We start from the raw sequence: 21,361 nt of genomic DNA on the forward strand, positions 1-21,361 counted from the left end.
ACCCGGCCCGCCCGAAACGGGAAATATCGTTCGCGGTTTACGGAGTGTGACTGTTCGTATTCGTTTTTTCAGGGGGCTGAACACAAATGCCGGTCAATGCGCTACGCGAACCCGCTCTCACGGTGACGCTGGCGATCCCGCTCACCGGCGACACGCTCACCCCGCAGGCCCGGCGGCTGATCGAGGCCGTCCGCGAGCTGGTCGAGGACAACCAGGGGACGATCGCGGTCGAGGCACCCGCGGCCGGGCCGGCCGCCGACGGTGACGGGCCTGAGATCCGGCTGCTCACCGGCAGCCGTCAGGTGGTGGTCGACGGCGAGACGCTGCCCTTGACCCGCCTGGAGTTCGATCTGCTGCTGTTCCTGGCCGAGCGCCCGCGCCGGGTCTTCACCCGCGGCCAGCTGCTGACCGGGGTGTGGGGCTACGAGCACACCGGCGAGCGCACGGTCGACGTCCACGTGCGCCGGCTGCGGCTCAAGCTGGGCGGCGCGGCCCCGGTCATCACCACGGTGTACGGGGTGGGCTATCGCCTGGCCGACGACGCGCGGGTGATCGTCAAGCCCCACGAGTAGTCTCTGTCCGCGTGCGTGTGCGACCCGTCTCGACCGACAACCTCGTGAATGAATTGGCCGATTTCCTGATGAGTCGGGAACCCGACAGTTACCTCCGAGTTGCGATCGACGGCCCGGCCGCCGCGGGCGCCGGAAATCTGGCGGATGCCCTGGTGGATCCGCTGCGCGAGCGCGGCCGCCCGGTGGTGAGGATCGACACGTCCGACTTCCTCCGGCCCGCTTCGGTGCGGCTGGAGTTCGGACGGGACAATCCGGACACTTTCTACGCCGGCTGGTTCGACGAGGCCGGTCTGGCCCGGGAGGTTCTCGACCCCGCCGGGCCGGGCGGATCGGGCCGGATCGTGACCAGATTGTGGAACGCGGCGACCGACCGGGCGGCCCGGGCGCCTTATCAAGATCTGGCGGAGGGCACGGTGCTGCTGGTCAGTGGCCCGCTGCTGCTCGGCGGGGGGCTGTCGTTCGACGTCACCGTGCATCTCGAGATCTCGGAGGGCGCGCTGAGGCGGCGTACGCCCGCTGGCGAGCTCTGGACCGTCCCGGCGATGAGGCGGTACGCCGAGGAGGTGGCTCCCGCGTCCTTCGCCGACTGGGTCGTGCGGATGGACGACCTGAGGCGCCCGGCGGTGGTCGAAGAACGTTGGTGACGCGAGTCTGTAGCGCGACCGACCACTGACAGTTATGCTCCGGTTACTTTTTCAGCGGAGGCCCCGTTTGGGATCTTCGGCGGTGGGTATCGACGGCACCACGGTGCGATGGGGCCGTCCCCGGGGGAACCCGCCGGTTGGGGCAATGGAAGGGCAGGGGAGCGCATGCTCGTCAATGGAGCGGTTATCACGGGTAAGGGTGCCGCCAAGGTGGGGCGTACGCCGGAGGAGATCGAGCAGATCCGGGTCATCCTGCGCGGCCGGTTCGACGACATCAACACCGAGTACGAGGAGGCGCTGGCCGAGAACCACAAGCTGCGCCTGGTCGAGATCGGCGACGCGGCCGGCGACGATCAGGCCGACAGCGGGTCCAAGACGGCCGAGCGCGACGCCGCCACGTCGCTCCTGCGTACCCTGCTGGACCGCCGGACCCAGGCCGAGCACGCCATGGCGCGCCTGGACGACGGCACGTACGGCAACTGCGAGGGCTGCTCGAACCCGATCCCCTGGGAGCGGCTCGAGGTCTTCCCCTCGGCCACCACGTGCGTGAACTGCAAGCAGAACCGCGAGCGCCGCGCCGGCTGACGCGTCTCGAGGTCAGGTCCGCCGCTGGTGAAAGCGGCGGACCTGCCGCTTGAAGGGTTAGCTTGAGGGCATGGGCTCGATCGAGGTCGGCACGGCGTCCTGGACGGACAAGACGCTGCTCGCCTCGGGCTGGTACCCGGCTTCGGCCGACACCCCCGAGAAGCGGCTCGCCTACTACGCCAAGCAGTTCCCGGTCGTCGAGGTCGACTCGACGTACTACGGGCCGCCGGCGGAGCAGACGACGAAGTTGTGGGCGCAGCGCACCCCGGACGGCTTCACCTTCAACATCAAGGCCTTCAGCATGCTGACCGGCCACCCGACGAAGGTGTCGGCCCTCTACAAGGACCTGCGGCCGGAGACCGACAAGAAGAACGTCTACCCCGACGACCTGCCACCGCAGTCGTACGAGGAGGTCTGGACCCGCTTCCTGTCGGCCCTCGACCCGCTCGTCGAGGCGGGCAAGCTGGGCGCCCTGCTGTTCCAGTTCCCGCCGTGGTGGGGCATCCGCAAGTCCAACAAGGAGTACCTGCTCGAGGTGGCGTCGCGGTGCAAGCCGCTGCGCCCGGTCTTCGAGTTCCGCAACGCCTCCTGGTTCGACGGCGCCAACCAGAACGAGACGCTCGACTTCCTGCGCGCGCACAAGCTGGCCTTCGTCGGCGTCGACATGCCGCAGGGCTACAAGTCGTCGGTCCCGCCGGTCCTGGCCGCCACCTCCGACCTGGCCGTGGTCCGCTTCCACGGCCACAGCGACAAGTGGACCAGCAAGGACATCCACGAGAAGTTCGGCTACAACTACTCCGTGGCCGAGCTGGAAGCCTGGGCCCCGCGTCTGAAGGAGCTGGCCGCCGAGGCCGACACCACCCAGGTCTTCATGAACAACTGCTACACGGACTACGCGCAGCGCAACGCGACGACTCTGATAGAACTGCTCGGTGACGCTTGAGGCGCAGCGCGACCGCATTCTTTCCGGGCAGATGTACGACGACCTCACCGTGGAGCTCATCGAGGCGCGGCAGCGCACCGTGCTGCTCACCAATGAGTACAACGCGAGCTTCGGCCGGCCGCCGGCCGAGCGGGAGGCGATCCTGGCCCGCCTGCTGAAAAAGGTGGGCCGCGACTGCTACTTCGAGCCCATCTTCCGGTGCGAGTTCGGTTTCAACATCAGCATCGGCGATCACTTCTACGCCAATTTCGACTGCGTCATGCTCGACGGCGGCGGGATCACCATCGGCGATCATGTGCTGTTCGGGCCGCGGGTCGGGATCTACACGTCCAACCACGCGGTGGACGCGGGGGAGCGGGCGGCGGGCGCCTGTTACGCCAAGCCGGTCGTGATCGGCGACAACGTCTGGATCGGCGGCGGCGTCACCATCAACCAGGGCGTGACGATCGGCGACGGCGCCATCGTCGGCTCGGGCAGCGTGGTCACCAAGTCGATCCCGGCCGGCGTCATCGCCGCCGGCGTCCCGGCGCGGGTGATCAGATCCATCACCGACGCCGACCGGACCGGCTTTCAGAGTTCGTCCCAGGGCACCGACTTCCAGGTGTCGGTCAGCAACGAGGCGAGCCGGTCGCTGGACGGGTAGGCCTGGTGGTCGATCCATGCGATCGGCTGGGCCGGGCAGGTCGAGTTGACCGTGACGGCGCCGGTGAAGCCGGGCAGGTCGGCCTGGGCCACCGGGCGCAGCGACCAGGGCACCCCGTTCATGGTCATGGCGATCTGCAGCAGCACCATGGTGGTGCCGCGCAGCATCGGCGCCTGCGGCCAGACGACCTCGCGGCCGTCGTGGAAGGCCACGTTCCAGGTCGTGCCCTCGCTGACCAGGCCGGTGTCGCCGACGAAGAGGGCGTCGTCGTAGCCGTCGCGGACGGCCTGCCGACGGGTGACGATCAGCCCCATCGTGGCCGAGTGCTTCTGCTCGGGCCAGTCCCGGCGGTAGCCGTCGGTGCGCACGCGCAGGGGCTTGCCCGGCTCGGCGGGCCGCGGATCGCCGACCGCGATCACCACGTCGGGCGGGCTGCCCTCGGCCGGACCGGGGACGAACGAGACCCGGACGCTGGCGTCACGAACGTCGCCGAGTGCGTGGCGGATGAGCGAGACCAGGCGCGCCTCGTCGTCCACGCCCATCTTCCAGCCGAAGAACTCCTCGTTGCCGTCGGCCAGGCGGGCCATGTGCAGGGCCAGGCCCTTCACGGCGAGATCGCGGACCTGCATCGAGGTGAAGTGGCCGTAGTTGATGGTGGCGAGCCGGTGGGTCTCGGCGAGGTCGGGGACGCGGCCGTTCAACTCGAGATTGCGCACCTCGCCCACCCTACGGGCGGTCCTTGGTCTCGGGCGTGCGGGTGCGGTCGAGGCCACGCCGGTCGGCCTCGGCGGCCAGGGCCGCAGCGTCGATCACAGCGGCGCCGCCGGGGTCGTTGTTGAAGAAGACAAAGGCCTGCGGTACGCCCGTGAGCCGCTCCAGCCACGTCTTGAGCGCCGCCCGTCCGTAGCGGGGCCACGGCTTGGCCCGGCCCTCGTGCAACCGGAGGTACACGAAGTCGGTCGTGACCCACAGCGGGGTGACCGGCCGCCCGAGCCGGTCGGCCCAGCACAAAGCGGCCCTGCGCTCCTTGAGGAGAGCACACAGATCGGCCGTGAACCAGCTCTCGTGGCGCGGTTCGACGACAACGCGGACGTCGGCGGGAAAAAGGCTCAGTGTCGCGTCGAGCTGCGCAAGATCGGCTTTGAGGGTCGGCGGCAGCTGGATCAGCACCGGCCCGAGCTTGTCCCCGAGCGCCTCGGCCCGCGACATGAACCGCTCCACCGGCTCCGCGGGATCCTTGAGGCGCTTGATGTGGGTCAGATAGCGGCTCATCTTCACCGCCACGCAGAAGTCCTCGGGTGTGCGGGCGCGCCACTGCTCGAACGTCGACCGCTCGGGCAACCGGTAGAAGGCGTTGTTGACCTCCACCGTCTGGAAGCGGGCCGCGTAGTGCTCCAGCCACAGCCGCTGCGGCAGCCCGCCCGGATAGAGATAGCCGGTCTCATCGGCGCCTTTGGCCGGCCGCCAGTCCCGGTACTGCCATCCCGAGGTCCCGATACGAATCACGTGAGCCCGGTTACCCCGCTCCTACCCCGGTTAGACGGGATGATCACGGGGTATGGCGGGATCCCACGCACCACGGACCACCAAGGAGCTCTCATGTCTCTCAGTGACGACGACATCACCACCACCTCGGGCTCGAACGCCGGCGAGGGCCCGGCCGACGGCGGCGCGAACCCCAACGGCCACGACGGTGGCGCGGACGGCTCGGCCGAGGGTCCCGCGGACGGCGGCGCCAACCCGGGCGGCCACGACGGCGGCGCGGACGGCTCGGCCGAGGGTCCCGCGGACGGCGGCGCCAACCCGGACGGTCACGACGGTGGCGCCGACGGCTCCGCCAACTGATTAAGGAACAACGGGATGACTGTCGACGCGCCGGGCGAAAGCCCGGCGCTCTCCCGTGCGGTGGCGGTCGAGCCGGCCAAGTTCGCCGCCGCCTACTGGGGCCAGGCCCCGCTGCTGTCCCGGGCCGCCGAGCTGGCCGGTCCGGACGGTTTCGCCGACCTGCTCTCCCCGGCCGCGGTCGACGAGCTGCTCAGCCGCCGGGGCCTGCGGACCCCGTTCCTGCGGGTCGCCCAGAAGGGCAAGGTGCTGCCGGCCGAGAGGTTCACCGGCAGCGGCGGCGCCGGGGCCGAGATCGGCGACCAGGTCATCGACGAGAAGGCCATGCGGCTGTACGCCGAGGGCGCCACCCTGGTGCTGCAGGGCCTGCACCGGCTCTGGCCGCCGCTGATCGACTACAGCCGCCGGCTCGGCGCCGAGCTGCGCCGCCCGCTGCAGGTCAACGCCTACCTGACGCCCCCGCAAAGCCAGGGTTTCAGCACCCACTACGACACCCATGACGTGTTCGTGCTCCAGGTCGACGGCACCAAGCGCTGGCGCCTGCACGAGCCGGTGCTGGCCGACCCGCTGGAGAAGCAGGCCTGGGGCGGCCGGGCCGAGGAGGTGGGCGCCACCGCCGAGGGCAAGCCGGCGTTCGACATCCTGCTCGAGCCGGGCGACGCCCTCTATCTGCCCCGCGGCTGGCTGCACTCGGCCGAGGCCCAGGGCGCCCGTTCGCTGCACCTGACCATCGGGGTCCGGGCCATGACCCGCTACGCGATGGTCGAGGAGCTGCTCGGCCTGGCCCTGAACGACGCCCGCCTGCGGGCCACCCTGCCCTACGGCCTCGACGTCTCCGACCCGGCGGCGATCGAGCCCGAGCTGACCGAGACGATCGAGGCCCTGCGCGACTGGCTGAGCACGGTCGAGCCGGCCGAGGTGGCCGGGCGGCTGCTCGGCCGGGACTGGCCGTCGGCCCGTCCGGAGCCGGTCAGCCCTCTCGCCCAGCTCGATTTCGCGGCCGGGCTGACCCCGGGCGACGAGATCCGGGCCCGCGAGGGCCTGCGCTGGCGGCTGGCCGAGGACGGCGCCTACGACGTCGTGCTGCGGCTGGTGGGCCGCACCATGAAGTTCCCCTCGTACTGCGCTCCGGCGCTGCGGCGGGCCCTGTCCGGCGAGGCGGTCCGGGTCGGTGATCTGCCGCTCGAGGACGACGCGGACCGGTTGGTGCTGGCCCGGCGCCTGCTCACTGAGGCGCTCGTCGTACCCGCTGTCTGAGAATTAAACGGCCGGGTTCTTTCGCGGAACCCGGCCGGAGGCCCCGTAACTCTCGCTAGCGTGTGCGGTGAGAGGGGGAAATGATGTGGAATCGTACGGAACGCAGCGGCCCCGTCGTCCTCCTCGTGGAGGACGACGAGGACCTGCGTGAGATGACCACGCAGATGCTCGAGATGCGCGGCTTCGAGGTGCTCGCCGCCAAGGACCCGGTCAGCGCGATGATGACCTGCCGGGTGCACAGCAGCCGGATCGACGTCCTGCTCACCGATCTGGGCCTGCCCGGCGTCTCGGGTGGGGAGCTGTCCCGCTCGGCCGCGGCCGTCCGGCCCGACATGAAGATCGTCTACATCTCCGGCATCCCCGAGGACATCGCCGTCAAGAAGGGCATGATCCGCGCCGGCTCGCCGTTCCTGGCCAAGCCCTTCACCGCGGATGTGCTGGCCGGGACCCTGCGGGCGGTGCTGGCCCAGGGCTCGACCTCGCCCTCGCGCTGATCCTGATAGCAACCGATAGCGACTGCCCTGCAACCATGAGCGATCTCAAGCAGACCTTTGGGCTCCCGATATGTACAGCAACTGGCGGGCGAAACCGGCCGCCGCTGACCCTGGGGGACACCGATGGAATTCTTCAAGATGCTGATCAGCTACGTTCGCACGGCGCACAAGTCGGACGAGGGCGCGACCGCCGTCGAGTACTCGATCCTGGCCGCGCTGATCGCCGGTGGCCTCGTCGCCACGCTGGGCCTGCTCCGCGACGACATCATCGCGCTGTTCAAGACCCTGATGAACGCCATCTGACCGATCGCTGTCGCCGGTTCATCCGCCGCGGGCGGGCCCTCGGGCCCACCCGCGGCGATCGCGGTGTCGCGGCCATCGAGTTCGCGATCGTCCTGCCCCTGCTCCTGCTGATCCTGTTCGGGATCATCGACATGGGGCGGTTTCTTCAGCAGTACATTCTGCTCACCGAGGCGGCCCGCGAAGGGGCCCGGCTGGGCGCCCTCAACGGCACGGTGACCGAGGTCAAGGCCAAGGTGCAGGGCATCGCCGGCGCCGGCGTCACGCTGACCTACCCGACCGCCCCGACCGTCTGCGGCACCGGCGCGCTCGACTCCTCCGTCACCGTGACCCGCGTCTTCTCCCCGGTGACCCCGCTGTTCAAGCTGATGGTGCAGTTCGGCGGCTCGAGCCAGAACCCGGGCACCCCGACCATCAAGGCCATCGGGGTCATGTCGTGCCTGGGCTGACCTCGCTCATTCCGCGCGCCTCGCGCGACGGCGAGCCGGGTGACCAGGGCGCGATCGCCGTCGTCGTCGCGCTCTTCCTGAGCATGGGCATCCTGCTCGGCATGGGCGCCATCGTCATCGACATCGGCCTGCTCTACGCCGAGCGCGAGCAGCTGCAGAGCGGGGCCGACGCCGCCTCCTGGAAGGTCGCGCAGGCTTGTGTGGCCAAGAAGGCCGAGTGCACGGTCCCGCTGCAGACCCTCAACGCCCAGGCCTACGCCGGCAAGAACGCCAAGGACGGCCGAGCGGACGCGCAGATCTGCCTCGACAACGCGAACTGCCCCAATCCGTGGGGCACGGCCACCACCTGCCGGCCCCAGCCCACCATGACCGGCAACTATCACCAGGTCGAGGTCCGCACGACCACACTCAACACCGACAACTCGACCCTGATCCCGCCCCGCCTGGCCCAGACCCTGGTCGCCGGATACGCCGGCAAGAAGGTGGGCGCCTGCGCCCGGGTGGCGTGGGGGGTGCCGGTCACCGCCACCGTGCTGGCGCTGGCCATCAGCAAGTGCGACTGGCAGCGGCTCACCAACGACGGGGCCGATCTGCTGCGGTCGCCGCTGCTCGACCCGCTGCTCGGCGGCACCGGCCTGCTCGGCGTGCTGGGCCTGGGCCCGCCGCAGAACTTCTCCATCCCGGTCAACAACCCGCTGCTCTCGCCCTGCAAGAACACCCCGGCCGACATCCTGGCCGGCAACCAGAACGGCTGGGCCTGGCTGACGCCGACCGCCGACGCCAACTGCCGGATCACCATCGCCCCCACCGCGACGACCAATCTGTGGATGAACACCGGCCTGCTCGACCTGGCCGGCGCCATCCGCTGCTTCAACGCCATGAACGACGTCATCGCCAAGGGGCAGTCGGTCCTCGTGCCGATCTGGGACAAGGTCGCCGGCGCCACGAACATCCTGCCCGCCTCGTACCGCATCGTGGGTTTCGCGCCGTTTGTCCTGACCGGCTACGAGAGCCTGGTCTCCGGTCTCACCGGCACCCTGTCGACGCTGTTCAGCACCGGTCTCACCTCACTGCGGACCACCGCCTGCGCGCTGCAGGGCTGCATTTACGGCTACTTCACGCGCTCGGTGACCCCGCAGCCGTTCCCGACCGCTTTCGGCACTTCGCCTGACGTGTACGGAGTCCAGGTGATTGGCCGCACGGGATGACCTTCACCTGGGATTGTTAGGACATGCGACGGCGTGTCCTGATTCTGCTCGCGGCGCTGCTGCTGGCCGGTATCAGCGGGGTGGCGATCCTGGCGTACGCGCACTCCGCGGACCGCCGGGCTCTCAACGGCGCCAAGGGGGTGTGGGTGCTGGTGGCCAAACAGCGCATCCCGGCCGGGACCAAGGGCTCCGACATCCGTTCCAAGGGGCTGGCCGAGCGGGTCCTGATGCCGGCCCGGACCGTGCCCGAGGGCACCCTGACCAGCTGGACCAGCGACCTCGACCGGCTCACGCTGACCGCCCCGGCGGAGCGCATGCAGCTGCTGATGCGCCCGCTGTTCCAGGCGGCCGGGCCGTCCGCCTCCGCCTCGAGCCGGGCCTTCGCGGTGCCGACCGGCATGCTGGCCGTGACCGTGCAGCTCAGCATCCCGCAGCAGGTGGCCGGCAACCTGATCGCGGGGGACCGGGTGGCCGTCTACGGCACCTTCCCGATCACCGCCGAGAACGCCGAGGACCAGACCACCCGGCTGCTGCTGCCGCGGGCGGTGGTCATCTCGATCGGCGAGGCCCTGGCTCCCGACATCACGCCCAAGCCGACCCCCGCCCCGTCGGCATCGGCCTCGGCCTCGGCCAGCGCCTCGGCCACCGCGGCGGGCACCTCGCAGAGCACGTACGTCCGGTACGTGGCGACCCTGGCCGTGGACTCGGAGGACGCGCAGCGGCTGATCCACGCCGCCCGTACCGGCCTGTTGTATCTCGCCATGCTCGGCCCGGACGCCACCGCGGAGCCCGGCCCCGGCGTCGACATCTCGAGGCTGTTCCCGTGAGCCTCTACGTCTACGTCGAGCCCGACGACGCCCGGCGCTCGCAGGTCGGCCCGGCCTTCCGGGAGGTCGGCTGCACGATGCTCGACGGCATGGCCGACCTGGAGGCGCACCTGCGGCGCTACCCGGAGACCATCCTGATCATCATCGGGGCCACCGTCGACCTCGAGGAGGCGCTGATGGTCGCCGCCTACCAGCGGCTGCAGCGGCCGCTGATCGGCGTGGTGCTGATCCGCAAGGTCGTGGACCCCGGCGTGGTGCTGCGGTGCCTGCAGTCGGGCGTGCGGGAGATCGTGGCCGAGGACGACGAGCAGGGGCTGCGCGAGGCCACGATCCGCTCGATCGACCTCTCCAAGGCGCTGAGCACCACCCTGCGCACGTCGGCCGACGTGGCCCCGTACGCCCGGGTCATCACGATCTTCTCCGGCAAGGGCGGGAACGGGCGCAGCATGCTGGCCACCAACCTGGCCGTGGCCCTGGCCGGTGGCGGACGGCGTGTGCTGCTCATCGACCTCGATCTGCAGTTCGGCGACATCGCCATCATGCTCAAACTCTCACCCGAGCGGAACATCGCCGGCGGCGTGACCATGACCGGCCGCCTCGACGAGCCCGGCCTGCGCTCGATCATCACGCCGTACCGGCCCGGCCTGGACACCCTGCTGGCCCCGCCCAGCCCGGCCGAGGGGGAGAAGGTCACCCGCGAGTTCGTGGTCGAGCTGCTGGACGCGGCCCGGCCCGTCTACGACTTCATCGTCGTCGACACCCCGGCCGTGGTCACCGACCAGGTGCTGGCGGCGCTCGACATGACCGACTGGTACATCCCGATCGTCACCCCTGATCTGCCCACTCTCAAGTCGGTGCGGCTCACCGTGGAGATGTTCGACCTGCTCGACTACGCCCAGGACAAGCGGCTGCTGGTCTTCAACCGGGCCAACACCCAGGTCGGCCTGAGCCCGGCCGAGGTCGAGCTGGCCGTCGGCATGCCGTTCACCGTGCAGGTGCCCTCCAGCCGCGACGTCACCGTCTCGGTCAACGCGGGCGAGCCGCTCTGCCAGACCGACCCGATGCACCCGGTCAGCCGGGCCATCCGCACCCTGGCCGACCGCTGCGCCGGGGTGGCCGAGGCGCCGGAACGCCGCCGCCGGTTCCTGTCCCGGAAGGGCCGGTCATGAGCCTGTCCTCGCGCATCGGCGCCAACCCGCCCGCCGACAAGACACCGGTCCCGGCCGCCGAGGAGCGGCAGCGCCCCGGCCGGCCGGTCAACGACCAGGTGTACGAGGTCCGGCAGCGCATCCAGCGCAAACTCGCCGACGAGCTGGGACCGTCGCTGTACGCGGCCGGCCGCGGCGAGGGCACCGAGGAGCTCGACGGCAAGGTCCGCGAGGCCCTCAACGAGCTGCTGGCCCGCGAGGAGACCCCGCTGTCCGGGGCCGACCGGTCCCGCATCGTCAACGAGGTCGTCGACGAGGTGCTCGGGCACGGGCCGATCGAGTCGCTGCTGCGCGACAACTCGGTGACCGAGGTGATGGTCAACGGTCCGCAGTCGGTCTACGTGGAGCGCTTCGGCCGCATCGAGAAGGTCACCGCCGAATTCGACGACGAGGCGCACCTGCGCCGCATCATCGACCGGATCTGCTCCCGGGTCGGCCGCCGGGTCGACGAGGCGAGCCCGATGGTCGACGCCCGCCTGCCCGACGGCAGCCGGGTCAACGCGATCGTCCCGCCGATCGCCATCGACGGCTCGTCGCTGACCATCCGCAAGTTCTCGTCGGTGCCGCTGACCGTGGGCGACCTCATGTCGTACGGCACCCTGACCCGGGCCGCCGCCGAATTCCTCGACGTCTGCGTCCGCGGGCGCCGCAACATCCTGGTCAGCGGCGGCACCGGCTCCGGCAAGACGACCATCCTGAACATCCTCTCCGGCTTCATCCCGGTCGACGAGCGGGTGGTGACCATCGAGGACGCGGCCGAGCTCCAGCTCGACCAGGAGCACGTCGTCCGGCTCGAGACGCGCCCGCCCAACTCCGAGGGCCGGGGCGTGATCACCACCCGCGACCTGGTGCGCAACGCGCTGCGGATGCGCCCCGACCGGATCGTGGTCGGCGAGGTCCGCGACTCGGCCGCCCTGGACATGCTGCAGGCCATGAACACCGGTCACGACGGCTCGCTGACCACCCTGCACGCCAACACCCCGCGCGACGCCCTGGCCCGGCTCGAGACCATGGTGCTGATGGCCGGTCTCGACCTGCCCAGCCGGGCCATCCGCGACCAGATCACCTCCGCCGTCGACCTGATCCTGCAGGTCGGCCGGTACAAGGACGGGACCCGCAAGGTCAGCCACATCACCGAGGTGGTCGGCATGGAGTCCGACGTGATCACGCTGCAGGACCTGTTCCTGTTCGACCCGACGGCCGGCGCCGACACCCCGGGCGGGTCCGGCGGCCTGCGCTCGACCGGCATCCGCCCGCAGTTCGCCGAGGCGATCGCCCGCTACGGCGTGACCCTGCCCCCGGCGCTGTTCGCCCCGGGCCGCGCGCGGTGATCCCGGCCTTCGTCATCGCGGTGGCGGCCGCTTCGGCGGCCACCTTCCTGCTGGCCTACGCCGCGCTCGTGGCTGCCTTCGGCCGCACCCCGATCCAGCGCCGGCTGGCCTCGCTGCAGCACTTCACCGTCCGCCGCGAGGCCGAGAAAGAGGTCTGGTGGCGGCGGGTGGTGCAGGCGACCGGGCTCCGGGTGGAACGCTCGGAGCTGCTCAGCCGCTTCGCCGAGCGCAGCGCGCCGCTGCTCGACCGCCTGGGCGCCACCACCCGGCCCGCGGAGTGGCTGGCCATCCGGCTGCTCGTGTGCGCGGTCGCCGCCGTACTGCTCAGTGTGCTCTTCTCGCCCGGCGCCGGAGTTCCGCTGGGGCTGCTGGCCGGCTTCTTCGGGTCCAACGCGCTGCTGCGCAGCCGGATCAAGCGGCGTGAGCAGGCCTTCTCGGACGAGCTGCCGGGCGCCCTGCAGCTGATGATCAGCTCGCTGCGCTCCGGCTTCACCCTGCACCAGTCCGTCGAGGCGGCGGTCCGTGACGACGCCGGGCCGGTCGCGGCCGAGCTGCGCCGGGCGCTGTCCGAGACCCGGATCAGCGGCAGCTTCGAGGACGCGCTCGAACGCATCGGCGAGCGCACCCGCAGCGACGAGATGCTGTGGCTGGTCATGGCGCTGCGGCTGCAGCGGGAGGTCGGCGGCAGCCTGGTCGACGTCATGCAGACCACCGCCGACACCATGCGCGAACGCTCGTACCTGCGCCGGCACGTACGGGCGCTGTCCGGCGAGGGCCGCATGTCGGCCTACGTGCTGACCGCCATGCCGATCGGCACCGGCCTGGTCCTCTACCTGACCAACCCGGCCTACCTGAACCCGCTGTTCACCGAGCCGCTGGGCTGGGCCATGCTGGCCATCGGCATCATCGCGATCACCGTCGGCGCCATCTGGCTGCGCGTCGTGGTCCAGGTGAAGGCGTAACGCCATGGCCAACATCGTGCTGGGCGCGGCGGTCGCGGGCATCGTCCTGGCCTTCCTGCTGGCCGCGATCGCCGTCCTGCTGCCCCCGCCGCGCTTCGAGCGGATCCTGCGGGCGCTGGCCGCCTTCGGCACCGGCCCCGAGATCCAGCGCGACACCGGCAGCGCGTTCCAGCGGCGGCTGCGGGTGCTGGTCATCGCCGCCCTCGACCGGCTGGCCGAGCTGCTCACCCCGGCCGCCGACCGGCAACGGCTGAGCCGGCTGCTCGACTACGCGGGCAACCCGGCGCTGTGGCCGCTGGCCCGCGTCATGCGGGCCCGCCCGGTCGCCGCCGTGGCCGGCTCCGGGGTCGGCGCCTTCTTCGCCTACGGCTGGACCTCCAAGACCGACGACATCCTGATCGGCGCCCCGGCCGGCCTGATCGCCGGCTTCCTGCTGCCGCAACTGCTCGTCTACAACGCCGGCATCAAACGCCAGGAGAAAATCCTCTACTCACTGCCGGACGTGATGGACGCGATGGTCATCGGCGTCGAGGCCGGCCTCGGTCTCGACTCGGCCATGGACCAGGTGGCCGGCGCGACCAAGGGCCCGATGGCCGACGAGCTCAACCGGGTGCTGCAGGAGATGCGGCTCGGTGTCTCCCGCTCGGAGGCGCTGCGCTCGCTGTCGGCCCGGACCACCGTCCGCGACCTCAAGCGCCTGATGACCGCCCTCATCCAGGCCGGCGAGCTGGGCATCTCGGTCGCCGGCATCCTCCGCGAACACGCCGCCGACCAGCGCATGCGCCGCCGCCAGCGGGCCGAGGAGATGGCCCAGAAGGTCCCGGTCAAGCTGCTCTTCCCGGTCATGTTCTGCATGTTCCCGGCCATCTTCATCGTCGTCGTCGGCCCCGCCGTGATCACCTTGTCGAAAGCCTTCGGCGATTAAGATTCCGGCCGGGCCCGCCGATCGGAGGACGTGACGTCTCTCGAACGGAACCGGGTCGCGGCGCTGCACGAGTACCAACTGCTCGACAACCCGGCCGACGACGAGCTGTCGGCGGTGGTGCGGGTGGCCGCCATGGTGGCCGACGTGCCGACGGCCACGCTCAACCTGATCGACGAGAACCGGCAGTGCCAGCTGACCACCGTCGGCTTCGAGGGCGGGGACTCGCCGCGGTCCGACTCGATGTGCGACATCCAGCTCCGCGAGGGCAAGTTCGTGCACGTCCGCGACGCCCGCGAGCACCCGCTCTACGCGGGGAACCCGTGGGTCGACGGCCGGATGGCCGACGTGCGCTTCTACGCCTCGGCCCCGCTGATCGCCCCCAGCGGGTACGCCCTGGGCACCCTCTGCGTCTTCGACTCGGCGCCCAAGGAACTCAGCCCGCGCCAGATCGAGCGCCTGAGCGACCTGGCCGACATCCTGGTCGGGCTCTTCGAACGCCGCCGCCAGGGCCGGCTCGCGGCCGAGAGCCGCAAATTCGCCGAGACCCTGGTCGAGACGGTCGACGTGGGCATCGTGGCCACCGACGGCGAAGGCCGGCTCACCGTCCTCAACCGAGCGGTCCGGCGCTGGGGCGGCGCCCTGGACAACCGGGAGAACCCGGCCGAGGTGGCGAGCCGGATGAACCTGCTCGAGGCAGACGGCGTCACCGAGGTCCCGGAGTCGGAGGCGCCGTTGTTCCGGGCCCTGAACGACGACATCCGGGTCGACAATGAGGAACTGGTGCTGCGCACGGCCGACGACCGGCTGCTGACGCTGACCGCCAGCGCCCGCAGCATGATCGCCGACAACGGGGAGCGGATCGGCGCGGTGGTCGCCCTCACCGACATCACCCGCGAACGCGAGCACCTGCGCCAGATCCAGGAGCTGGTGGCCGACCTGCGGCGCTCCAACGACGAACTGGAGGGCTTCGCGGCGGCGGTCAGCCACGACCTCGTACGCCCCCTGGCCGGCGCCCGCGGCTACCTGGAGATGCTCACCGAGACGTACGGCGGCCAGCTGGACCCCCGGGCCGCGAAGTGGCTGGCCGGCGCGGCGGCCGCCACCGACCGCATGCAACAGCTGGTGCAGGCCCTGCTCGCCTACGCCCGGGCCGGCCACGCCCCGCGCGTGACCGAGCCGGTCGACCTGGCCGGCGTGGTCGCCCACGTCGTCACCGACCTGCGCACCCTGATCGAGAGCACCGGCGCCGAGGTCACCGTCACCGCCACCCTGCCCACCGTCTGCGGCGACCCCACCCTGCTCCGCCAGCTCCTGCAGAACCTGATCGACAACGCGGTCAAGTACCGCCACCCCGGCCGCCCACCCCGCGTCGAGGTCGCCGGCGCCCCCACCGCCACCGGCTGGGAGATCACGGTGACCGACAACGGCCTGGGCATCCCACCCGACCAGCGCGCCCGCGTCTTCGACATGTTCGCCCAGGTCGACCCCGCCGCCCGCCAGGGCCACGGCATCGGCCTCTCCACATGCCTGCGCATCATCGAACGCCACAACGGCCGCATAACCATCGACTCCGCCCCCACCGGCGGCACCATCCTCCGCCTCCACCTACCCCGCTGACTCAGGTTGTACTATTGGCGCGGAGCAAGAGCAGCCGACGTTGGGAGGTGCTCGTATGGAGTCTCGGGTCATCACCAAGGACGTCATCAAGCGCATTGCCGCTCGTTCGGCCAAGGCTTCCATGCGGCTGGAAGGCCGCGTGGTCCCGCCCGGGTTCGTGCGTTCCGCGAAGGCCGAGGAGTTCCTGAAGCGCAGGTCGAAAGCCGTCTGACGGTGTTGACGCCGGGCTACGGCGAGACTCCGGTCTCGGACGACGAGCTCGAAGCGCCGTTGCCCAGGGCTCGTCGCTTTCTCGATGAACCGATCACCAAAGCGGCAGTTTTTGACCTTGAAGAGACCATCCTCGACGAGGTCACCCAGAGCCTGCTGCTGGAAGTTCTCAGCCGAGAGCGCGGCCTGACCGAGCTTCTGGACGAGTACTTCCTGCGGACCTTCACGGTTGGCTGTATGGCGACCTTTGGACTTGGGCCGGAGCCATCCGGAGACACGAGCTCAACATCGGCGTCGACCCTTGGCAGATCACGGTGGAGCTGCGTAACTCGCTCGAGAACATCCGGTACCGCTGGGAGCACACCGAGGACTGGAGCCCTCGTCAGCTGGGGATCGCCACGCACGCCGAGCTGGTTCGCATCCACCCCTTCGCTGACGGCAACGGCCGCTCCACCAGGCTCACCGCCGATCTCGTTCTCATCGCTGCCCAGCGCGCCGCCGACACGGAAGACGCAAACCTCGTCATCTACGACTGGAACGTGGACAAAGCCGAGTACATCCGCCTGCTCCGCAGATACGACGCCCACCGCAATCCGGTGGAGCTCGCCGACTTCATCAAGGTCGAGCCAGTGGCCTAGGGCGCGGCGGCTCGCACGGCGGTGAGCAGGAGGCCGGCGGTGACCAGGCCGGTTATCAGGACGGTGACGACCGTTGACGTGTCGAGGGCGGCGCCCCGGCGGTCGGCGACGCGCTTGGCGGCGACCACGGCCAGGACGGGGCAGGCCAGGAGGACCAGGAGGGCTACCACCGGGAGGGCGTCCTTCCAGGTCCCGGTGGCGGAGCCGCCGTTCTCGCGGAGGACCTGGTGCAGGATGACGCCGATGATGCCGCCCAGGAAGCCGAACAGGCCGAAGAGAATCTTGATGCCGGTGGTGATGGGGCGGGCGGGAGCGGTGTATTTGACCTTGTTGGCGACCTCGTCGAAGTAGTCGTCGGCGTCGCGGTCGGTGCGCTGGCGGGGGATGGCCGCCGGCGGCACGGTGCGGCCGTAGCGTTCGGCGACCGGGCCCACCTTGTGCACGTACTCCGACCACAGGCCGGCCGCGCGGGCGTCGGCGGCCTCCAGCGAGCGCTGGGCCGCGGCGACCTCCTCCTCGGCGTCGAGCACGGCCTCGTCGGCGCTCCGCAGGGCCTGCTCGGCCGCCGCGACGCGTTCCTCGTGCCAGCGGACGGCCTCGGCCCGCATGGTGGCCGCCTCGTCGTCGAGGGTGGTGAGCCGGCGCAGCACGCTGCGGTAGTCGGCGGTCTCGAAGTCGTGCGGCTGCAGGCCCTGCGTCATGACCCAGCTCCATACGGGATGATCACCTCGGCGCCGCGGTGCACCGAGCGGTCGAAGTGCAGCGCCCGCCACGGGCGCGGGTACCAGGCCGGGGCGCCGGCGCCCGGGTAGAACGGGGCGAGCTCGCTGCCGTGCACGTCCAGGGCGACCCAGGCCCCGATCGGGTCGGTGCGGGACGCCTGCCCGCCGAGCGCGTCGCGCAGCAGCGCCGCCCCGCGCCACCAGCCGAGCACGTGCAGGCGGCGTTCCGGGCCCTGGCGCAGGACCGTGCGGAGCTGGTCGGCCGTGTCCTTGCCACCGGGCAGCGCGTCCGCCGCGTAGATCATCAGGAAGTGCGGGCGGTCGGCCGGCCACGACGACGACGCCTCGTTGGCCGCGTCCTCCAGCAGCCAGTCGGCGTTGTCGGCCTCGTACCACCCGCAGTCGGGCAGTTGCTCGCACAAGGCGGCGGCGGCCGGGCGGGCGTCCGGGTCGAGGCAGAGGATCGAGAAGCGGGCCCCGTCGGGCGGGAACTGCGCGGCCAGCGACCGGGCGGCGGTCGCGAGGACCGCGCACGCCTCGTCCATCCGGGTGCCGAGCACGGCCAGGTTGCGGCCGGGGGCGCGGCGCAGCACGGTCCGGGCCGAGCGGGCGGCCACGTCGATGGTCTCGCCCAGCAGCACCATCGGCGCCGTGGCGGGCTCGGCCGGGGCCAGCCGCCGGAAGTCGGGGCTGTCGGCCAGCCGCGGCACCACGTCGCCGTCGAACAGCCGCGGCGGGCCCAGCTCGGGCGGGCGCCGGCGCCACAGCCGGTGCTGCAGGGCGTTCCAGCGTTCGCGGTCGCCGGCGGCCGGCACCCGGACCACCTTGTTGGCCCCGAGCGCGCCCGAGTCGGCGTTGACCACCGCGTGGTAGCGCGGCAGCGACTCGGCCGCGGTGTTGGTCTCGGCCAGGATGCGCCGGGCCCGGGGGAGCGCGATGCGCAGCGAGAACTGCGCGACCAGGGCCGGGCGGCCCCACAGGGCCTCGATGCCGCTGACGTCCTGCGAGGCCAGGATCAGGTGGATGCCCTGGGAGCGGCCGCGCCGGGCCAGGTCCTCGAGCAGGTCGACGGCCTCGGCGGCGACCGCGTCGCGCCCGGAGAGCAGCACCTGGAACTCGTCGACCACGGCCACGATCCGCGGCCACGAGCCGGTGGGGTCCTCGGCCCGCAGCTCGGCCAGGTTGGTCACCTCGTACCGCTTGGCCGCGTCGGCCCGCCGCCGCAGCTCCTCGCCGAGGAAGCGCAGCAGGGCCAGCCCGAACTCGCGGTCGGTGTTGACGTTGACGCCGACCAGGCGCACGTGGGGCAGCCAGCTCGGGTCGCGCCGGCCGGGGGCGAACCGGGCGAACGACACCCCCTCCTTGAAGTCGAGCAGGTAGAAGGCCAGCTCGGCCGGGGAGTAGCGGGCGGCCAGGGCGCCCATCCAGGCGTAGATCAGGTTGGTCTTGCCGGTGCCGGACGGCCCGGCGATCAGCGCGTGCGGCGGGTAGTCGGCCAGCGTCACCTGCACCGGCACGCCCTGCGGGCTGTCACCCAGCGGCGCGCTCAGCCCGGTGGCCGCGCTCTCCTGCCATTCCTCCGGCGGCAGCAGGCTGTCCAGCGCGACGGGGGCGGGCCCGGCGGCCACGGCCTCGGCGATCCGGCGGCAGGTGGCGGCCACGACAGCTTGCGGAGGACCACCATCAAGCCGTACGGGTAGAGCGCCGGCGCTGCTCAGACGCGCATGGTCGCCGCCGGCGGCCGTGACGAACTCGATCCCGTCGGCCGCCTGGACCGGCAGCCCCTGGATGACCAGGTGCACGCCGCAGGCGGCCCCGGTGCGCAGCAGCCTCTGCAGCTGGGCCTGCTCGGCCCGGCCGAGCTCGCCCGCGCCGAGCAGCACGGCCACCCGCCACGGCTCCGGCCGGCGGTGGGTGGCCGCGTTGAGCTCGCGCAGCGACGTGTACTCGCCGGCCAGCACGGTCTCGTTGATCCGCCGGACGTGGCCGGTCAGGTCGTCCAGCAGCGCCGGCAGCCCGCCCGGCCCGACGAAGGTGAGCACGCCGGCCGGGGCCAGCGGCGCGAACCGGGCCAGGCCGCCGCCCAGGTGCTCCGGGTCGTAGCCGATGAGCTGCACCTGACCCGGGGCCGCGGTGCCGAGCGCGCGCAGCAGCAGGCCCGCCACCACCTCGTCGCCCAGGGTCCGGTCGCCGCGGACTACGACGTGCCCGCGGTCGAGCAGCGGCACCAGGGCCGGCACCTCCTCCGGGTGCGGCAACAGCAGCCGGCCGACCCGCAGCTCGGCCGCCCGGTCGAGCGGCGTGGCCTGCCAGTCGTCCCACGGGTCGCCCGCCGCGCCGGGCGCGGCCCGGTCGGCCGCCGCCGCGGCGGCTCCGGCGTAGGCGGCGAGGTCGGCCTTGTGCTGCTGATCGATCTCGGCCACCCGGGCGTCGCGGGCGCTGTCGATCTTGCGGAGGCGCGTCTCGGCGGCCGCGCCCAGCCGCCGCCGTCGTTCGACGGCGGCCGCGTGCGCGCCCCGGGCCCGGTCGAGGGCGATCGCGGCCGCGCCGAGCGCGTGCGACAGCCCGGCCCGGATCTCCATCACCTGCTGTGCGGTCGACTCAGCCATATAGCTCAACACGTTCTCGCGGCGTCAATGTTCGGGCAAGGGCTACTGGAGAGGACGGGCGGCCCGGTGGACGGGGCCGCCCGGGGCGGGCGCGCTCCGGCGATCGGGGAGCGGCCGCGGCGGGATTCACGCTCATCCGGGTTCGGCGGCCTCGGTGGGGCGGCGCACGGGGTCCGGCGCCGTCGGGTCGAGCGTGCCGGCGTCGCGCCCGAGGCGGGCCAGCAGGACGCCGGTGAGCACGCTCGCGGTGACCGCGTTGTCGGCCGGATGCCCGGGTGGGCGCTGGGCGCCCCCCTTCTCCACGGGGACCCGGCAGATGCGGGCGATCAGAGTCTCGAGCACCGCGGGGGAGGTGCCGGGCAGCAACGAGCGGACGCGGCCCTCGGCCGCCGAGCGCAGTCGCGGCACGTCCTCGGGGCGGGGCTCGTGGCCGAGCAGGTCGCCCGCCAGCCGGTGCAGCACCGGGGGCGTGACCGCGGACAGGGCGAGCCCGGTCGAGGCGTTCACCCCGTGCAGCTCGCGGCCGAGCCCGGCGCGGTTCCCGGACCGCACGTCCTTCGCGACCCGGCGCAGCAGCTCGGCGGTGTCGGGCTGGTTGCTCTTGTCGTCCTTGGCCGGGGGCGGCTCGCCGGTCAGCTGGGCGACCCGCTCCTGCCACCACCGGCCCAGCTGCTCCGGCCTGGCCGGGGCGTCACCCGGGGCGGCGGAGCTCTCGCCGGGTTTCTCCAGGCCGGCCTTCCAGTCGCGGTCGGGCGGGGCGCCGGCGTCGCCGGTCAGGCCGATCGACGCGAGGTACTGCGCGATCGCGTCCTGGGCCAGCCGCAGCGCGGCGGCGGCCCGCTCGGCCGCCTCGGTGGCGTTGGCCAGCTGCGGCACGCCGATCGGGTCGACCGACTGCTCGCGCACCCACATGAGAATCTCGGTGGCGCTGCGCAGTTTCTCCATCGCGACGGTGACCTGCCCGGTGGGCAACTCGTCCGAGGTGGCGCGAAGCCGCGCGCCGAGCTCCTGGATCAGCGACATCGCGTCAGAGCATCGCCGTGTAGGTCTGCGCCTGCTCCATGGCGAGCAGCGTGGCGCCCAGGCACTCCTCGAGGGAGGTGTCGGCCTGCGACAGGGAGGCGTGCGCGGCCCCGACCGCGTCGTTACCGCTCCCGTCGAGCGCCGCGGCCAGGCTCTGCTGGGCCTCGCCGATCTTCTCCCGGGCCGCCTGAATCGCCGCCTGCCCTTCGGTCACCTGCTGAAGTGCGGCGTCGACGGCCGCTTTGACCTCGGCGACACTGGCCACCCGTGCAGCCTCCTGCTATGCGGAAAAGGACTACTGTCCTCAAAGCCTACTGCCCCCTCCCGGCCCGGCCATGCCCGCACGCCCCAT

General features: G+C 71.7%; 24 protein-coding genes and 1 pseudogene. 19 read left to right on the forward strand and 6 right to left on the reverse strand.

What is annotated here, in order from left to right; all coding sequences use genetic code 11:
• Window positions 1-110 precede the first annotated feature (110 nt).
• The 5 genes and pseudogenes from AB0J66_RS32465 to AB0J66_RS32485 form a co-directional block, all read left to right on the forward strand.
• Window positions 111-572, forward strand: a pseudogene (locus AB0J66_RS32465) (winged helix-turn-helix domain-containing protein); the annotation flags it as partial.
• Between the two features lie 11 nt (window positions 573-583).
• The gene (locus AB0J66_RS32470) at window positions 584-1,216 is read left to right on the forward strand and encodes a uridine kinase (RefSeq protein ID WP_364668807.1); all 633 of its coding nucleotides are present in this window, start codon (window positions 584-586) and stop codon (window positions 1,214-1,216) included.
• A gap of 165 nt (window positions 1,217-1,381) precedes the next feature.
• On the forward strand, window positions 1,382-1,801 hold the full coding sequence (locus tag AB0J66_RS32475) for a TraR/DksA C4-type zinc finger protein (protein ID WP_364668810.1): 420 nt from the start codon (window positions 1,382-1,384) through the stop codon (window positions 1,799-1,801).
• Window positions 1,802-1,871: 70 nt separating this feature from the next.
• Window positions 1,872-2,744 (forward strand): DUF72 domain-containing protein, encoded by an 873-nt coding sequence (locus tag AB0J66_RS32480; RefSeq protein WP_364668812.1) that lies wholly within the window; start codon window positions 1,872-1,874, stop codon window positions 2,742-2,744.
• Window positions 2,734-3,387, forward strand: coding sequence for a sugar O-acetyltransferase (locus AB0J66_RS32485; protein ID WP_364668815.1), 654 nt, complete (start codon window positions 2,734-2,736; stop codon window positions 3,385-3,387). The genes AB0J66_RS32480 and AB0J66_RS32485 overlap by 11 nt, the downstream gene beginning before the upstream one ends.
• Here the strand turns inward: AB0J66_RS32485 and AB0J66_RS32490 are convergent.
• On the reverse strand, window positions 3,315-4,103 hold the full coding sequence (locus AB0J66_RS32490; protein WP_364668818.1) for an aminotransferase class IV: 789 nt from the start codon (window positions 4,101-4,103) through the stop codon (window positions 3,315-3,317). The genes AB0J66_RS32485 and AB0J66_RS32490 overlap by 73 nt on opposite strands.
• Before the next feature lie 10 nt (window positions 4,104-4,113).
• Window positions 4,114-4,893: a DUF72 domain-containing protein gene (locus tag AB0J66_RS32495; protein WP_364668820.1), complete on the reverse strand. Its 780-nt coding sequence runs from the start codon at window positions 4,891-4,893 to the stop codon at window positions 4,114-4,116.
• A 93-nt stretch (window positions 4,894-4,986) separates the two neighbouring features.
• Here AB0J66_RS32495 and AB0J66_RS32500 point away from each other — a divergent pair, with 93 nt between their 5' ends.
• From AB0J66_RS32500 to AB0J66_RS32565, 14 genes are all read left to right on the forward strand, one after another.
• On the forward strand, window positions 4,987-5,232 hold the full coding sequence (locus tag AB0J66_RS32500) for a hypothetical protein (protein WP_364668822.1): 246 nt from the start codon (window positions 4,987-4,989) through the stop codon (window positions 5,230-5,232).
• 15 nt (window positions 5,233-5,247) lie between these two features.
• Window positions 5,248-6,486 (forward strand): cupin domain-containing protein, encoded by a 1,239-nt coding sequence (locus AB0J66_RS32505; protein ID WP_364668825.1) that lies wholly within the window; start codon window positions 5,248-5,250, stop codon window positions 6,484-6,486.
• A gap of 83 nt (window positions 6,487-6,569) precedes the next feature.
• The gene (locus tag AB0J66_RS32510; RefSeq protein WP_364668828.1) at window positions 6,570-6,980 is read left to right on the forward strand and encodes a response regulator; all 411 of its coding nucleotides are present in this window, start codon (window positions 6,570-6,572) and stop codon (window positions 6,978-6,980) included.
• A gap of 123 nt (window positions 6,981-7,103) precedes the next feature.
• Window positions 7,104-7,283: a Flp family type IVb pilin gene (locus AB0J66_RS32515; protein ID WP_364669251.1), complete on the forward strand. Its 180-nt coding sequence runs from the start codon at window positions 7,104-7,106 to the stop codon at window positions 7,281-7,283.
• Window positions 7,284-7,357: 74 nt separating this feature from the next.
• The gene (locus tag AB0J66_RS32520; protein WP_364669254.1) at window positions 7,358-7,729 is read left to right on the forward strand and encodes a TadE/TadG family type IV pilus assembly protein; all 372 of its coding nucleotides are present in this window, start codon (window positions 7,358-7,360) and stop codon (window positions 7,727-7,729) included.
• The gene (locus AB0J66_RS32525) at window positions 7,717-8,937 is read left to right on the forward strand and encodes a Tad domain-containing protein (protein WP_364668831.1); all 1,221 of its coding nucleotides are present in this window, start codon (window positions 7,717-7,719) and stop codon (window positions 8,935-8,937) included. Before AB0J66_RS32520 ends, AB0J66_RS32525 begins: the two co-directional genes overlap by 13 nt.
• 23 nt (window positions 8,938-8,960) lie before the next feature.
• Window positions 8,961-9,764, forward strand: coding sequence for an RcpC/CpaB family pilus assembly protein (locus AB0J66_RS32530; protein ID WP_364668834.1), 804 nt, complete (start codon window positions 8,961-8,963; stop codon window positions 9,762-9,764).
• On the forward strand, window positions 9,761-10,933 hold the full coding sequence (locus AB0J66_RS32535) for a P-loop NTPase (protein ID WP_364668837.1): 1,173 nt from the start codon (window positions 9,761-9,763) through the stop codon (window positions 10,931-10,933). The genes AB0J66_RS32530 and AB0J66_RS32535 overlap by 4 nt, the downstream gene beginning before the upstream one ends.
• Window positions 10,930-12,303 (forward strand): CpaF family protein, encoded by a 1,374-nt coding sequence (locus tag AB0J66_RS32540; protein WP_364668840.1) that lies wholly within the window; start codon window positions 10,930-10,932, stop codon window positions 12,301-12,303. The genes AB0J66_RS32535 and AB0J66_RS32540 overlap by 4 nt, the downstream gene beginning before the upstream one ends.
• The gene (locus AB0J66_RS32545; protein WP_364668843.1) at window positions 12,300-13,265 is read left to right on the forward strand and encodes a type II secretion system F family protein; all 966 of its coding nucleotides are present in this window, start codon (window positions 12,300-12,302) and stop codon (window positions 13,263-13,265) included. Before AB0J66_RS32540 ends, AB0J66_RS32545 begins: the two co-directional genes overlap by 4 nt.
• A gap of 4 nt (window positions 13,266-13,269) precedes the next feature.
• Window positions 13,270-14,190, forward strand: coding sequence for a type II secretion system F family protein (locus AB0J66_RS32550; RefSeq protein WP_364668846.1), 921 nt, complete (start codon window positions 13,270-13,272; stop codon window positions 14,188-14,190).
• A gap of 30 nt (window positions 14,191-14,220) precedes the next feature.
• The gene (locus tag AB0J66_RS32555; protein WP_364668848.1) at window positions 14,221-15,807 is read left to right on the forward strand and encodes an ATP-binding protein; all 1,587 of its coding nucleotides are present in this window, start codon (window positions 14,221-14,223) and stop codon (window positions 15,805-15,807) included.
• Between the two features lie 55 nt (window positions 15,808-15,862).
• Complete coding sequence (locus tag AB0J66_RS32560) at window positions 15,863-16,018, forward strand: hypothetical protein (RefSeq protein ID WP_364668851.1); 156 nt, start codon at window positions 15,863-15,865, stop codon at window positions 16,016-16,018.
• Window positions 16,019-16,250: 232 nt separating this feature from the next.
• The gene (locus tag AB0J66_RS32565) at window positions 16,251-16,655 is read left to right on the forward strand and encodes a Fic family protein (protein WP_364669257.1); all 405 of its coding nucleotides are present in this window, start codon (window positions 16,251-16,253) and stop codon (window positions 16,653-16,655) included.
• Here AB0J66_RS32565 and AB0J66_RS32570 read toward each other — a convergent pair.
• From AB0J66_RS32570 to AB0J66_RS32585, 4 genes are all read right to left on the reverse strand, one after another.
• Window positions 16,652-17,356, reverse strand: coding sequence for a hypothetical protein (locus AB0J66_RS32570; protein ID WP_364668854.1), 705 nt, complete (start codon window positions 17,354-17,356; stop codon window positions 16,652-16,654). The genes AB0J66_RS32565 and AB0J66_RS32570 overlap by 4 nt on opposite strands.
• Window positions 17,353-19,986: an FtsK/SpoIIIE domain-containing protein gene (locus AB0J66_RS32575; RefSeq protein ID WP_364668857.1), complete on the reverse strand. Its 2,634-nt coding sequence runs from the start codon at window positions 19,984-19,986 to the stop codon at window positions 17,353-17,355. The genes AB0J66_RS32570 and AB0J66_RS32575 overlap by 4 nt, the downstream gene beginning before the upstream one ends.
• Before the next feature lie 132 nt (window positions 19,987-20,118).
• Window positions 20,119-21,009, reverse strand: a complete 891-nt coding sequence (locus tag AB0J66_RS32580; protein WP_364668860.1) for a hypothetical protein — start codon at window positions 21,007-21,009, stop codon at window positions 20,119-20,121.
• A gap of 4 nt (window positions 21,010-21,013) precedes the next feature.
• Entirely contained in the window at window positions 21,014-21,274 is a 261-nt protein-coding gene (locus tag AB0J66_RS32585) for a hypothetical protein (protein ID WP_364668863.1), read from the reverse strand.
• Between the last annotated feature and the right edge of the window lie 87 nt (window positions 21,275-21,361).

The organism is Actinoplanes sp. NPDC049598 (assembly GCF_040675435.1).
Lineage (GTDB): Bacteria > Actinomycetota > Actinomycetes > Mycobacteriales > Micromonosporaceae > Actinoplanes.